This window comes from Sphingobium sp. B12D2B (assembly GCF_025961775.1).
In the GTDB taxonomy this organism is placed as follows: domain Bacteria; phylum Pseudomonadota; class Alphaproteobacteria; order Sphingomonadales; family Sphingomonadaceae; genus Sphingobium.
Map to the genome: position 1 here is coordinate 3,305,731 of NZ_JAOQOH010000001.1, position 14,867 is coordinate 3,320,597.

The 14,867-nt window shown below is 64.9% G+C and carries 11 protein-coding genes; 10 read left to right on the top strand and 1 reads right to left on the bottom strand.

The features are described 5' to 3' along the window. Positions 1-109: 109 nt before the first annotated feature. The gene (locus M2335_RS15480) at positions 110-1,645 is read right to left on the bottom strand and encodes a right-handed parallel beta-helix repeat-containing protein (protein ID WP_264595270.1); all 1,536 of its coding nucleotides are present in this window, start codon (positions 1,643-1,645) and stop codon (positions 110-112) included. 270 nt (positions 1,646-1,915) lie between these two features. Between M2335_RS15480 and M2335_RS15485 the strand changes: the two genes are divergently transcribed. The 10 genes from M2335_RS15485 to M2335_RS15530 all read left to right on the top strand — a co-directional run bounded on the left by M2335_RS15485 (position 1,916) and on the right by M2335_RS15530 (position 14,852). After that, positions 1,916-3,040, top strand: coding sequence for a DUF47 family protein (locus M2335_RS15485; protein WP_264572309.1), 1,125 nt, complete (start codon positions 1,916-1,918; stop codon positions 3,038-3,040). Positions 3,041-3,052: 12 nt separating this feature from the next. Further along, positions 3,053-4,066 carry an inorganic phosphate transporter gene (locus M2335_RS15490; protein ID WP_181560695.1) on the top strand — a complete coding sequence of 338 codons (1,014 nt, stop codon included), beginning with the start codon at positions 3,053-3,055 and terminating at the stop codon, positions 4,064-4,066. A 232-nt stretch (positions 4,067-4,298) separates the two neighbouring features. Beyond that, positions 4,299-5,531, top strand: coding sequence for a glucose-1-phosphate adenylyltransferase family protein (locus M2335_RS15495; protein WP_264595271.1), 1,233 nt, complete (start codon positions 4,299-4,301; stop codon positions 5,529-5,531). Further along, positions 5,528-7,678 (top strand): glycogen debranching protein GlgX, encoded by a 2,151-nt coding sequence (gene glgX, locus M2335_RS15500; RefSeq protein WP_264595272.1) that lies wholly within the window; start codon positions 5,528-5,530, stop codon positions 7,676-7,678. Before M2335_RS15495 ends, glgX begins: the two co-directional genes overlap by 4 nt. Continuing rightward, entirely contained in the window at positions 7,651-9,405 is a 1,755-nt protein-coding gene (gene treZ / locus M2335_RS15505; RefSeq protein ID WP_264595273.1) for a malto-oligosyltrehalose trehalohydrolase, read from the top strand. Before glgX ends, treZ begins: the two co-directional genes overlap by 28 nt. Before the next feature lie 2 nt (positions 9,406-9,407). Then, the gene (treY, locus tag M2335_RS15510) at positions 9,408-11,684 is read left to right on the top strand and encodes a malto-oligosyltrehalose synthase (protein ID WP_264595274.1); all 2,277 of its coding nucleotides are present in this window, start codon (positions 9,408-9,410) and stop codon (positions 11,682-11,684) included. After that, positions 11,674-11,955, top strand: coding sequence for a DUF2934 domain-containing protein (locus M2335_RS15515; RefSeq protein ID WP_264595275.1), 282 nt, complete (start codon positions 11,674-11,676; stop codon positions 11,953-11,955). The genes treY and M2335_RS15515 overlap by 11 nt, the downstream gene beginning before the upstream one ends. Before the next feature lie 11 nt (positions 11,956-11,966). After that, complete coding sequence (gene malQ / locus M2335_RS15520; protein ID WP_264595276.1) at positions 11,967-13,937, top strand: 4-alpha-glucanotransferase; 1,971 nt, start codon at positions 11,967-11,969, stop codon at positions 13,935-13,937. Positions 13,938-14,002: 65 nt separating this feature from the next. After that, positions 14,003-14,266, top strand: coding sequence for a DksA/TraR family C4-type zinc finger protein (locus M2335_RS15525; protein WP_264595277.1), 264 nt, complete (start codon positions 14,003-14,005; stop codon positions 14,264-14,266). A 16-nt stretch (positions 14,267-14,282) separates the two neighbouring features. Then, the gene (locus M2335_RS15530) at positions 14,283-14,852 is read left to right on the top strand and encodes an alpha-ketoglutarate-dependent dioxygenase AlkB (RefSeq protein WP_264595433.1); all 570 of its coding nucleotides are present in this window, start codon (positions 14,283-14,285) and stop codon (positions 14,850-14,852) included. Positions 14,853-14,867: the final 15 nt, after the last annotated feature.

Here is a 14,867-nt window from a genome sequence, read left to right on the forward strand (position 1 = left end):
TTGCGATCCCTCCGTCTCTCAGGATTGCGCGGGCGCAACGCTTTAATTGAAGTTGCGATGTTGGCCCTGCCCGCTGGGAACGCGCGAGGAACCCGAAAGCTGAAGCCCCCTACCGTCGCGCCTCGAAGACCGACGCGCGGCGGGGCGTGAGCAGCTTTACCGGCGCGCCCAGTTCCCGTTCCAGCATGGCGAGCATCCACTGGCGGTGGCGCGCGAGATAATCCGCGAAGCCGTCCGGCTTGGCCGGGTCGAATGTGGGCACCGCCCAATCGAGCGAGGGGGCCTTATAGTCAGCCTTCATCAGGCCGACCTCGTCGCGGGGCGGATCGACATGAGCGCCGAGATAGTCGTTGCCCGTGAAGCGAATGAACTGAGCCGGCGAGAAGCCGGCCGAGATCAGATAATCCGGCCCCTGGCGGCCGATCTCGCTGCCATAACGCGCCGTGCCCGCGACCGCGAAGCGATTGTTGCGGAAGCGGACGTCGCTCGCCCAGCCCTGCCACTCGGTCGCGACCACCATCTGGACATCCCTGCCCTTGGCGACGTGGATCACATTCTTCTCGATCAACGCGTCCGAAATCGTGCCTGACAGCTGAAAGATGCGCGTCCCGTCATTCTGGCTGACATTGTGACGCACCACGGTGCCACGATTGCCGATATTGTCCTTGTCATTGGCCTTGGGCGAGCAGATCAGCAGAAAGCCGCCGGCATTATCGTGACTGTAATTGTACGCGATGGTCGTCCGGCGCGAGTTGAAGTCGGAATCGAAACCCTGACCGTCATAGCGCGTGCGGGTGTAGGCAGCTTCATTGAGCTGGATGAGGCTGTGATCCGTGCTCCACTGCCAGATTCCGGCGCTGTATCCGGGCGCCCGGCCGGCGGCATAGCGGACGATATTATGCTCGATCAGCGCGCCATCGGTGCCACGCGGCACGATGCCATCCCCGCCGATGTCCTCCAGATAATTGTCCCGGATCACGATGTCATAGCTTGGATACCAGCGCGCGGCGGTGACCTGATCGCTAATCCCGGCAATGCCGGAGCGGTCGACCCGCCAGATGATGTTGCGCTCGATCGCAAGGTCATCGAAACGGGTCGGAAAGCGGGGGCCGAGCGCCTGAAAAACGATGCCGCCATTGTCCTTGCGATCATTTGTGCCGCGCACATCATGGATGTACATGTCGCTGATGCGGATGCCGCGCACGACGCCGACATTTTCGGCCGACACGAGCACGCCATAGCGTGAGCCGGCAGGCGGGCCGTCATTGGTCAGTTCAAGGCCACTCACCGTCACGTAGCTTGCGTTCAGGATCGCGACCGCATGGGGCGAGACGCCGCCCGCGTCGATGCGGGGGCGCGCGCCTGAGCCGGTTGGGCCGACGACAATGGGCGCCCCTCTGCTGCCCGATTGGGTGATGGTGAGCGGTTCTTTCCAGACCGACCCCGCCGCCAGCAGAATCCTGTCGCCCGGCTTGAGCTTCACGCTGCCCAACCGGGCGAGCGAGCGAAATGGCTTCGTCGCAACGCGCCCGTCGAAACGATCGTCCCCCGTGATCGCGTTCACATGATAGGTCTCTGCCCTGGCATGGGCAGCGGTGAGGCTGAGCGCCACCGCGATGAGCTTGAGACCTCTGCCGGAGCGCATGAAACGCAGGGCTCGGCCTTGCGGGCCAGCGCCGGGATTGCTGAGGCCTGGCGAAGGCCGGGGAACGTCGAAGGAGCAGAGGGTCGGAAGCAGCGTGCTGAACATAGTGCGGCAGAGGGCCTTGAAGATCGAACAGTCCTCGCTCTAGCGGCAAGGGCATGAATGTCGAATGACCCACTGCTCTTCAGGGCACATCGCGCGCGGTTGACTGTTGCAACTGACATAAAACTGTCACAATGGGCGCCACGCGCTCTGCTGAGGGGACAAACAATCAAACAGATTGCGGCACTACCCTATCGGGCTGAAGGCGATGCGCTGGATGCACCGATCCGGATTCTGCTCATCACTTCGCGCGAGACGAAGCGCTGGGTGATTCCCAAGGGCAACGGATCGGCGGGCAAGCTCCCGCATCAGGCGGCCGCGGCCGAAGCCGAGGAAGAAGCCGGCATCGTCGGGGCCGTGTGCCCGACGCCATTGGGAACCTATCGCTACCGCAAAAGGCGGCGTAACGGCGCCAATTTGATGGTGGACGTCGAGGTGTTCCCGCTGGCGGTCAATCGGGAACTCACAGACTGGAAAGAGCAGCACGAACGCGAGCGGCGGTGGTTCAGCCTCAGCGAGGCGGCCGATGCCGTCGACGAGCCCGATCTAAGCGATCTGATCCGATCCTTCGCAGCATCCGAGTTCAAGGCGGCGACACGGCGCCAATCGGTGATGGACACCGTTGCGCATACTTCAGGGATAAGCAGGATGTTTGGTTGGTTTCAGCGCCTTTTGCCCAAGCAGGGCAATTTCTTCGATCTGTTCGAAGCGCATGTCCAGACCGTGGTCGCCGGCGCCGACGCGCTGACCCGGCTGCTGCATGACGGGGACAGCCGCGATGACCATATTCGCGAGGTGATCGAGCGGGAAACCGATGCCGACGAGATCATCCGTGAGGTGCTTCACCTTGTCCGCAAGACGTTCCTCACGCCGTTCGACCGCAGCGCGATCATCAGCCTTGTGAGTTCGACCGACGATGCGATCGATGAGATGCAGTCGGCAGTGGCGGCCATCGACATCTATGACGTGCACGACTTCGATCAGGAAATGAAGGACATGGCGGCGATTATCGTCGACAGCACGCGCGTGCTGGCGGAAGCCATGCCGCTGCTGCGCAATGTCGCACAAAACGGCAAGCGCCTGCATGAACTGACCGAGCGGCTGGTGCGGATGGAAGGCCATGCCGACGCCATCCACAGCGAGGGGCTGAAGCAGGCCTATCGCAAGTTCCGGACGGCCGATCCCATGGCGTTCATCGTCCGGCGCGAGATCTACAAGCATCTGGAGCGGATTGTCGACGCGCTCGAGGATGTCGCGAATGCGATTGACGGCATCGTGATCGACCATAGCTGAGCGCACAGGGTCATGCACAACCTCGCTTTTCCGCTGCTGGTCGGCCTGATCGTCATCGCGCTCGCATTCGATTATCTCAACGGCTTGCATGATGCCGCCAACTCGATTGCGACCGTGGTGGCGACCCGCCTGCTCGGCCCGGTTGCGGCGGTGGTTTTCGCAGCCTTCTTCAATTTCGCGGCCTATTTTCTCATGCTGGCCTTCCCCAGCCTGCACAAGGTCGCCGAGACGATCGGCGCCGGCCTCGTCAGTCAGGATCTGATTACGCCGGCCGTCATCTTCGGCGCGCTGATCGGCGCCATGTTCTGGAATGTGGTGACGTGGCTCAAGGGCATTCCCTCCTCCAGCAGCCATGCCCTGATCGGCGGCCTTATTGGCGCGGGGATGGCCCATGCCGGCATCTCCGGCATCCAGTGGAGCGGCCTCAACAAGACGCTGATCGCCATCGTGCTCTCGCCCACGCTGGGCATGCTGCTCTCCATGCTGATCATGCTGGCGACGAGCTGGGTGTTCCGCCGGGCCACCGCTCGTGGCGCCGAGCATGCGTTTCGCTATCTGCACCTGTTGTCCTCGGCCGCCTATTCCGTCAGCCACGGCCTCAATGACGCGCAGAAGACCATGGGCATCATCACGGTGCTGCTCTATTCGACTGGCTATCTCACCGGCGAATTCGCGGTGCCGCACTGGGTGGCGATTGCCTGCTATATCGCGATCGCGCTGGGCACGCTGACGGGCGGCTGGAAGATCATCGAAACGATGGGCTCGCGGATCACCAAGCTCTCGCAGCACCAGGGATTCAGCGCCTCCCTTGGCGGCTCGATCATGGTGTTCACGGCCTCGCTGATGGGCATTCCCGTTTCGACCACCCACACGATCACCGGATGCGTGATCGGCGCAGGCACCGCGCGACGGGCCTCTGCCGTGCGCTGGGGCGTGGCGCAGAGCGTCATGATCGCCTGGATCATCACCATCCCGGCCTCAGCTGTCGTGGGCGCAGCCTTCTATTTTCTGGCCCGGCTGTTCTGATCTTGCGCCCATCGTGAGGGGCTAGCCAAACACCGACGTTGCGGCCGGCTTGGCGGCTGGCACAGTGGCGCCTCTATTGCCGGTATCGGCGCGGCTTCGTCCGCCGCACGCTCCGGGCCATGTCACTCCCCAAGGGGCGGCAACAAAAATCGCTTAACATATGTAAAGACAGGGAACAGTGCGCGTTGCCGTTGGTTAATCAGGCGAAGATTTCCTTTGACCTGAGGTAGATATGAGCCAATCGAATGCCCGGCATGCGACTTCTGCGGCGCTGGCTCTTGTCCTGGCAGGCGGTCGGGGCAGTCGCCTTCATGATCTGACCAGCGCGCTCGCCAAACCTGCTCTGCCGGTTGGCGATGTGGGCAGGCTCATCGATTTCACGCTAGCGAACGTCGCCAATTCCGGCATCCCCCGCGCACTGGTGCTCACCCAATATGAGCCCGACGCGCTCCATCGCCATTTGAACCAGACATGGCAGCGCTTTGGCGGCATCGAGCTAGACGTGCTCGACGGCAATGAATGCGGCCCCTTCAACGGAACGGCGGACGCGGTCGTTAAGATCAGCGACCAGATCGACCAAGAAGCGCCGGATCATGTTGTCGTTCTCGCGGGCGATCACCTTTACCAGATGGACTACCGGCCGTTCATCGAGCGCCACATGCTGAGCAACGCGAAAGTGACGGTCGGCGCGGTGCACGTCCCGCTGGCCGACGCCGACCAATTTGGTGTCATGACGGCAGGTGCGGATGGCCTGATCACCGATTTCGCAGAGAAGCCGGCCTCGCCTGCGGAAGCGCCCGACCGTCCCGGTCATGCCTTTGCATCGATGGGCATCTATGTCTTCACCTGGCAGCTGCTGCGGCAGGTACTGGCCGAACTGGCTCCGCTCCATGAGGATCTGGATTTCGGCAAGCATGTCCTGCCCCGGCTGGTGGCCGAGCGAGGCGCCTATGTCTACGCGCTGCCCGGGCGTGGGCAGGCCGCGCCCCTGTGGCGCGATCTCGGCACGGTGGATGCCTATCATGGCATTCATGCCGATATCGCCAGCGGCCGGGTCGCGCTCGATCCCTCATGGCCGGTCGCCGGGCGGCGCGCCATTGGCCTGCCGGTGCGGTCTGCGCCGGTTTCCGGCCGTCCGGTCTGGCCGGGCCATATGATCGGCCAAGGTGCCAGCGTCGGCGAGCGAGCCCAGCTTCGCAACGTCGTGGTGATGCCCGGCGCGCGCGTCGGCTCGGATGTGCGCATCGACAATGCGATCGTGACCGGCGATGCCGTCATTCCCGACGGCTTCGATCTCTCCGCAGCGCTCAGGCAGTGCGGCGACGGCTGCCTTGTCTCGGAAGGCGGCATTCGCCTTCTGTCCGCGCAGGCGATGAGCCGGCTCGCCGGGGCGATGCGATCCGCCAAGCCCTATTATACCACGGCAGATGAGAGCGCCCGGAGAATGCTGGCGCCCGGACTTTGACCCAGGCAGACGATATCGGCCTGGAGCCAGACGCGACGCCTCTGGCCTTCGCAAAGCCGGACAGGCTGCACCATGAGCTCGGCGCCGAATATACCGGCGAGGGCGTTCATTTTGCCGTCTTTTCCGAAAATGCCGAGGCCATCGAACTCTCGCTCTTCTCGGACGATGGGGAAGAAGAGGTTCAACGGCTCGAATTGCCCCGACGCGAAGGCTCGATCCACTCCGGCTTTCTCCCCGGCCTCAAGCCCGGTCAACTCTATGGCTATCGCGCGCATGGCCCTTATGAGCCCGAGCAGGGCCATCGCTTCAACCCCAACAAGCTGCTGCTCGATCCCTATGCGCGGGAGGTGTCCGGCACGCTCAAATGGGACGATGCGCTGTGGGGCTATGATCTCCTGAGTGGCGACGATCTGACGTTCGACACGCGGGATTCGGCCCCGTTCATGGTCAAGAGCGTGGTGCAGAACCCCGATTTCGATTGGGAGGGAGACGCGGCGCTGCGTCTCCCATGGACCGAGACGATCATCTACGAAGCGCATGTGCGTGGCCTCACCATGACGCACCCCGATGTGCCCGAGGAGCTGCGCGGCACTTATGCCGGCATGGTGTGCGAGCCGATCCTCGACCATCTCCGCAAGCTCGGCGTCTCCGCCATCGAGCTGTTGCCCTGCCAGTTCTTCCTCGATGATCGCAGCCTGCTGGAACGCGGGCTCTCCAATTATTGGGGCTATCAGACGCTCGGCTATTTCGCCCCGGAAACCCGCTTCCTCCAGCAGGGCGAGGGCGTCCCCGGTGCCATTCGCCAGTTCAAGGAGATGGTGAAGCGCTTCCACCGGGTCGGCATCGAAGTGATCATGGATGTGGTCTACAACCACACCGCAGAAGGATCGGAACGCGGCCCGACGCTCTGCTTCCGGGGCCTCGACAATGCGGCTTATTATGTCCTGTCGCCGGACCATCCGCGCTACTCGTTCGACCAGACCGGCACGGGGAACACGCTCTCTGTGGCGCACCCCATGGTGCTGCGGATGGTGCTCGATTCACTGCGCTACTGGGTGCAGGTCATGCATGTCGACGGGTTCCGCTTCGATCTCGCCTCGACGCTGGGACGGCAGGCGGCGGGGTTCGATCGGGAAGGGACATTCTTCGGCGCGATCCGGCAGGACCCCATCCTCTCCGGCGTGAAGCTGATCGCCGAGCCCTGGGATGTCGGCGAGGGCGGCTATCAGGTCGGCGGCTTCCCTGCGCCGTTCCGCGAATGGAACGATAAATTCCGCGATACCGTGCGCGGGTTCTGGCGCGGCGATGGCAGTCTGATCGGCGATGTGGCCGGGAGCCTGCTGGGCTCACCCGAACAGTTCAACCATTCGGACCGGAGCCCCACCTCCTCCGTAAATTTCCTCGCCGCTCATGATGGCTTCACGCTGATGGACTGCGTGTCGTTCAACGACAAGCATAACGAGGCCAATGGCGAGAATGGCGCGGACGGCCATGATCACAATCTGTCCGCCAATATGGGCACCGAAGGCGCAACCGACGACGGCGATATCCGCGCGGGACGCAGCCAGCGCCGGCGAAACATGATCGCGACGATGCTGCTCAGCCAAGGCGTGCCGATGATCCTGAGTGGGGACGAAATCGGCAACAGCCAGCAGGGCAATAACAACGTCTATTGTCAGGACAATGAGACGGCCTGGATCACCTGGCCCGAGCGGGACGGTGCGTTTCTCGATTTCGTGCAGCGAATGGTCCGCTTCCGCCTCGATCATCCGGTCCTTGCGCAGGAGACATTCCTGCTCGGCGATGCGGGGGACGATGGGCGGACGGAAGTCGCCTGGTATCAGCCCGACGGGCGCGAGATGGATGAGGCGGTGTGGGCGGAAACGGAGTTGCGCGTGCTCGGCCTGTTCATCGACCACTCCGCGCGAGCGGCCTTCCTTGACGATGAGAATATCGGTGCGCTCTTCATCATCGTGAACGCCGGCGACGCGCTCGACTTCACCCTGCCCCACCCCAACGGCATCGCGCACTGGACGCGCATCCTGGATACCGCCAGCGCCGATCCCTTCAGCGAAGAGTCGTGCGAGGGCGATGTCCTCGCCATCCCGGCCAACAGCGTATGCGTCTACGCGCCGACCGCACGATGACCGGCCATCATTTCCGCAAGGGCTGGGGCGCAGAGCCCGAGGAAGACGGGCAATGGCGCTTCTCGCTCTGGTCGCCGGATCGCGAAGCGGTGGCAGTCGAGATCGACGGCGTGTCGACCGCTTTGGCGCAGGGCGAAGATGGCTGGTTCTCCGGCACCGCTGCGGCTCGACCGGGAGCCTCCTACGGCTTTCGCATCGGCGACAGGCTCTATCCCGATCCGGCAGCGCGGGCACAGATGGGCGATGTTCACGGCCCCTCGCGCCTGGTCGACCCTCGCGCCTTCCAATGGTCCGCCGACTGGGCGGGTCTCCCTTGGCATCAGGCGGTCATCTATGAGCTTCATCTCGGAACGTTCACGCCCGAGGGCACATTTGCTGCCGCGCAAAGGGCATTGCCGCGCCTGAAAAGCCTCGGCGTGACGGTCGTCGAGCTGATGCCGGTCGCCCAGTTCGAGGGCACGCACGGCTGGGGATATGATGGTGTGCTGCTCTATGCGCCCCATCCTTGCTATGGCGGTGCGGACGGCCTCAAGCAGTTCGTGGATGCGGCCCACAAGCTCGGCATCGCGGTAATGCTCGATGTGGTCTATAATCATTTCGGTCCCTCGGGCAATTATCTGCCCGTCTGGTGCCCGTCCTTCTTCCACGCCTCGGCCCGCACCCCCTGGGGGGACGGCATTGCCTTCGATGTGCCCGCCGTTCGCGCCTTCTTTCTCGACAACGCCCTGTTCTGGCTGGAGGAATATCAGCTCGACGGGCTGCGCCTGGACGCCGTTCACGCCATTGCCGACCAGACCACCGAGGACTTTCTGGCGGATCTCGGCAAGGCTGTTCGCGCGCGCGACTGGGGACGCCCGATCCATCTGGTGACCGAGGATGAGCGCAACCTCGTCGACTATCTCGAGCCGGATGCGCCCTTCAATGCCAGCTGGAACGATGACTGGCACCACGCGATCCACTGCCTGCTGACCGGGGAAGACGAGAGCTATTACGCGCCCTTTGCCGTCGATCCGCTGGCGGACATCGAGATGGCGCTGCGCGATGGATATGTGGAGCAGGGGCAGAAACGGCCCCCGCATGAGCATTTGCGCGGCGAGCCATCCGCCCTGTTGCCCCGAACGGCGTTCATCAATTTTCTGGGCAATCACGATCAGGTCGGCAATCGCGCGCAGGGCGAGCGGTTGCACCATCTGGTGGCGGACCGCGCCGCGCTGCGGGTGGTAACGGCCCTGACTCTGCTGACGCCTTTCACGCCGATGCTGTTCATGGGCGATGAGTTCCTGACCGAAGCGCCGTTCCTGTTCTTCACGGATTTCACGGGCGATCTGGCTGAAGCGGTGCGCACCGGCCGCGCGCGGGAGTTTGAGAAGTTCACGTCCTTCGCCGGCACCGTGCCCGACCCCAATGATCCGCAGACGGCCGCCCGCTCGATGATCGGGCATGCCGCAACCGATGCGCAGCGCGAGCATGAAGCCTTTGTGCGCGACCTTCTTGCACTGCGAGCCTTCCATATCACGCCGCTCCTCGCGCAGACGGAACGGCCCAAGGCAGCCGTCACGCGCGAGGGCGCGGCGTTCGATGCGCGATGGGAGTTTGAAACGGCGGCCCTGCACGTCCGTTTGCTGCTTGGCGGCGAGGATTTTTCCACGCCCACCGACCCCTTCTTCGTGGAGGCCGCGCAAGGGAGCGGCTTCGCTTTCGCCGCCGCCGTTCGAAAGGACCAATGACCATGCGACATCCCAGCGCCCCCGGCCTCGTCGCGACGTACAGGATCCAGCTGCGGAACGGCGTCGATCTGGAGGCGGTGCGCGCGCGCATTCCCTGGCTGCAGGCGCTGGGCATCAGCCACATCTACCTCTCGCCGCTGTTCAGCGCCGCGACGGGCTCAACCCATGGCTATGACGTGACCGATCCCAATCGGGTCGATCCGGTGCTGGGCGGTGACGAGGCCTTTCGCGCGCTGAGCGACGCGGCGCGCGCCGCCGGGCTCGGCATCATATTGGACATTGTGCCCAATCATATGGCGTTCACGCCGGAAAATCCCTTCATCGCCGACATCATGCGGCATGGACAGGAGAGCCGCTTTGCGCCCCTGTTCGATATCGACTGGGACCGTGGCCCGCTGCAGTTCCCGGTTCTGGACGGGACGCCGGCCGATCTTCTGGACGCGGAACAACTGGCCTTCTCGCTCATCGGCAATGATCCGATCCTGCGCGTCTACGACAAGCATTACCCCCTGCGCGCGACACCGCTGACCGAGCGGCTGGCGGGCGGGGAGACGTTGGACGAAGGCCTGCTGGCGCAGTTGCTCGACGAACAGCATTGGCAGATCGGCCATTGGCAGGAGGATGGCGACATCGTCCACCGGCGCTTCTTCAACGTCACCGATCTGATCGGGGTGCGACAGGAAGATCCCGAGGTCTTCGAGTTCACCCATCGCTGGATTGTGGAGCAGGTTCGGGCCGGGCGCGTCCAGGGCGTCCGCGTCGACCATATCGACGGGCTGGCCCGCCCGCTCAGCTACCTCCGCCGACTGCGCGAGGCGCTGGGCTTCATTCCCATCTGGGTGGAGAAGATCGTCAAGGAGGGCGAGCCGCTGGCGCCGGGCTGGCCGGTCGAGGGCATGAGCGGTTATGAATTCATGGCGCCCGTGACCCAATTGCTGACCCCGTCGGAAGGTCTGGATGCCTTGGCAGCCGCAGCGCGCGCGCCTGTGCCGACGGACTATGCCCTTGAGGTGCGCGGCGTTCGCCGGACGATGCTGTACACCGTCTTCACCCCCGAGCTCGACCGGGTGACCGATGCGGCCATCATGGCGCTGGCCGGATCGCCCGTCGCAGCGCCGGAGGTGCGCGCGGCGATCGTGCAGCTTGCGATGCACTGGCCGGTCTATCGCTCCTATGCCGCCGACGTGATGCCGCCGGGCGAGCTATGCGCGCAGGCTCTCGCCGGTGCGCGTGGCGATCCGCACCCAAGCGGTATGCTTGGGCCGGTGTTCAGTCTGCTGTCTGCCCCGGACGATCCGCTGGCACGGGCCTTCGCGGCCCGGTTCGAACAGCTGACCGGCGCGCTCACCGCCAAGTCCGAGGAGGATACCGTCTTCTATCGGTCCATCGCCTATCTGCCGTTTTGCGAGGTGGGCGCCGCCCCGGACCTCCAGCCGATCGACCTTGAGCGCTTTGCGGTGCGTATGAACGAGCGTGCGTCCGAGACGCCCTGCGCGCTCAATGCCCTCTCGACTCATGACACCAAGCGCTCGGCCGATGCCAGGGCCGCGATCATTGCCCTGGCCGCCTTCCCGGAACTGGGCGTGCGCGTCTACGGGGAGGCGCTGGCACGGGCACAGGATCGGGCATTACCGCCGCGCTGGGGCATCTATGCCATCCAATGCGCGCTGATGATGCTCGATCAGCCGGATGCCGCGCAGCGCATTGCGGACCACATGGCCAAGGCCATGCGTGAGGCGAAGCTCGAATCCAGCTATGAGGAGCCGGCGCTTGAGATTGAAAACGGTGTGACCGAGCTTGCGCTGTCCCTGATGGCCTCGCTTGAAGACGGGGCGCTGTGGTCAGACGACGAGCGAGCGGCGTTCATGCAGACATGGGAAGCGCTCATGATGGCGCAGACCGCCCTCCAGATCACCGCGCCCGGGGTGCCGGACATCTACCAGGGCACCGAAATCGTCGCGATTGCCCTGACCGACCCGGACAATCGCAGAGCCGTTGACTGGGACGCGATTGCCTCCGGCCCAGCCGGGCGCGATGCCCGCAAGCTCAAGCTGACGCAGGACCTGCTCGCGCGCCGCCGGCAAGATGCGGAACTGTTCGCCATGGGCAGCTATCGGCTGGAGCGGACCCCGGAAGGGCTGCGCGTCACCCGGGCATGGCAAAACCGCGCGGTCACCATCGACATTCCCCTGCCCGACCGGATCGCCGGCCCCGATGCGGCGGCGCGAAGCCAGCATGATCGACCCCACGAAACGCAAGGAACCCAATATGGACGATGACAAGTATCAGACGATCAGCAAGCGAGCCTATGAGCTGTGGGAAGCCGAAGGCCGCCCTCATGGGCGTGACCGCGAGCATTGGCAGCAGGTCGAACAAGAAGTCCTGAGCCAGCAGCAACAGCAGGCTGCCTCCGCTCCCGAGGACGCTGACCTATCCCTGCCGCAGGAGCAGAGCGAAACGATGGCTGCCGCCAGTTCCCCGGCTTCGACGGCGCTACCGGCCAAAAAGATATCGGCAGCTGGCCGCGCGAAGAAAGCCAAAACAGCCTGAGGGCGAACGCTGTGCTTGACGATGAGATTCTAGCCCTGGCGCACGCGGCAGGGCTCGCGATCCATTGGAAGGATGCCGACGGGCTCGCGCATAGCGTGTCGCAGGACACGCTTCGAGCGGTCCTGCAGGCACTGGGCTATGCCGCCGAGACGGATGCGGAGCGGGCGCAGGCTTGGGCCAAACTGACTGAAGAGGCCGCACGGAATCCGGACTTTCTGAGTGCGGATGCCGGCCAGCCCGTCCCTCTGCCGGATCGTCTCGCGGCTGAAGCCTTTGCAGAGGTCACCTCTGAGGATGGCAGAGAAGGGCGTGTCGCCATCCACGATGGTCAACTGCCGGCCTTCACCGCAATCGGCTATCATCGGGTCGACATCGCAGGCCATGTCTTTACCTTGGCGATAGCGCCGCCCCGATGCTGCGAGCTCGCAGACCCGGCCATTTGGGGGCCGGCGATCCAGATCCCCTCGCTGCGCAGCGATGGGATGTATGGCACCTTCGAAGACCTGCGCGTGGCGGGCCTCGGCTTTGCGGAGGAAGGTGCCGATCTGCTGGCGATCAGTCCAGTCCATGCACTGGTGCCCGGTTCCGCTCGCCATTTCAGCCCCTATGCGCCGTCCAGCCGCACCTATCTCAACACCCTGCTGGCCGATGCGCCTGTTTCGCCGCCCGATCATGCCGATGATGATCTGATCGACTGGACCGCAGCCAGGGATGCGGCGCTTCTCAAGCAGCGCGCCACCTTCGCGGCGCTCGACGAGGAGACCCAGCGCGCAGTCTGGGACGAGGCGCAATCCGATCCGGCCCTGATCCGCCACGCGCTGTTCGACGCGCTCTCCATCGAGTTTCGCGGCCGCCCCTGGCAGCGCTGGCCGGCCGCGTTTCAAAACCCGCAAAGCCCGGCCGTCGACCATTTCGCCCGGAGCCACTGGCAGGAGGTTGCGGTTCACATTCTGGCGCAGACCCAGACCGACCGGATGCTGGGCAAAGTGCAGGCCTCGGCGCGCCAGGCGGGGATGCGCATCGGCCTGATCGCCGACCTCGCCGTCGGGGTCGATCCCGGCGGGAGCGACGTCTGGAGCGATCCGGATGGTTTTCTGCGCGGCCTGACCATCGGCGCCCCGCCCGATCCGCTCGGCCCCGAGGGGCAGAATTGGGGCCTTACCACCTATTCGCCGCACGCCCTGCGCGCGCGGGGCTTCCGCCCATGGATCCGGATGATCCGGGCGGCCCTGCGCCATGCCGGGGGGCTTCGCATCGATCATGCGTTCGGATTGCGTCGCTTGTGGGTCATCCCCGAGGGCGCGCCCAGCACGGAGGGCGTCTATCTCGACTATCCATTCGAGGATCTGCTGCGAATTCTGGCCATCGAAAGTCATCGCAGTCATGCGCTCATCATTGCCGAAGATCTTGGGACCGCGCCCGAGAGCTTCATGGAGGTCATCGCCGCGCGGGGCATATTGGGCATGAGCGTGCTGTGGTTCGAGCGGGACGCCCACGGCAAATTCGCCGCAGCCTCGGCCTATCGTCCGCACAGCGTCGCGATGACCGGCACCCACGACACGCCCACCGTCGCCGGCTGGTGGCGCGCGCGCGATCTGGAATGGCGGCAGAGCCTGCAGCCCGAGACGCCCGCAGACCATGACCGGCGCGCGGAGGAGCGCGAGCATTTATGGAACCTGCTGGCCGGTGCGCCCGAGGCGCTTGCCAGCGTCTCGACGGACAGCGTGGTCGATGCAGCTCTCGCCCACATCGCCCAGGCGCCGACGCCGGTGAAGATCATCTCGATCGAGGATCTATTGGGCCTTGAGGAGCAGCCCAACCTCCCCGGCACGCTCGACGAGCACCCCAATTGGCGCCGCCGCCTGCCCGCCCCGGTCGACGCCCTGCTCCGACGACCGGAGGTCGCGCGCCGCACGAAGATGCTGCGCGATCTTTGCGGGCGCAAGGCGGACACGTCCGTCGATGCCCCCATGTCGACCTGATGAAATTCGGGGATAGCGACCCCATATAGGACTTATCGCAGACACAGATGCGGGAGCAGGCGAGCATGGCCAATGGCTGGGCGCCCGACGGCGCCGTTCAGGATCAGATCGACGACAGCGTGAAAGACGCTCTGGCAACCGCCCGGGCCCGGATGCCATCGGGCCCCGGTACCCTGGCGTGCGAGGAATGCGGCGAGGAAATCCCCGAGGCGCGCAGAAAGGCGCTGCCCGGCGCGCGGACCTGCGTCGCCTGCCAGTCGGCACGCGACAAGCGCCCGGCATTTTCCGCCATCAACCGGCGCGGCAGCAAGGACAGCCAGTTGCGGTGATGCCGCCTGCATGACGATGCTCGACCTGTTCGATACGCCCCTTGTGCCCGGCCTGAACGCACGCGCAGACATCATTGATGCCCGGGAGGAAGCCGCGCTGATCGAGCGGATCGACGCACTGGGCCTGGCGCCTTTCCGGTTCCAGCAGTGGACCGGCAAGCGCCTCACCCACTCCTTTGGATGGCGCTACGATTTCGAGACCGGCAGCTTCGGGACGACCGACCCCATACCCGACTGGCTGCTCCCGCTCAGAGCCCGCGCCGCCCGCTTCGCGGGGCTCGCTGCTGACGATCTCGTCCAGTCGCTGCTGACCCGTTATGACGCGGGGGCCGGCATCGGCTGGCACAGGGATCGGCCGGTGTTCGAGCATGTCGTGGGCATCTCGCTCGGCAGCGATGCGGTGCTGCGGCTGCGCCGGCGCCATTCGGGCGGCTTCGAACGCGCGAAGCTCGAACTGGCCCCGCGGTCGGTCTACCATCTGTCCGGCGAGGTCCGCCACGACTGGGAACACAGCATCGCGCCGATGACCCAGCCGCGCTGGTCGGTCACCTTCCGCAGCCTATCCGACAAAGGGCGCCGAGGCTGAGCCAGCCTCCCGAAG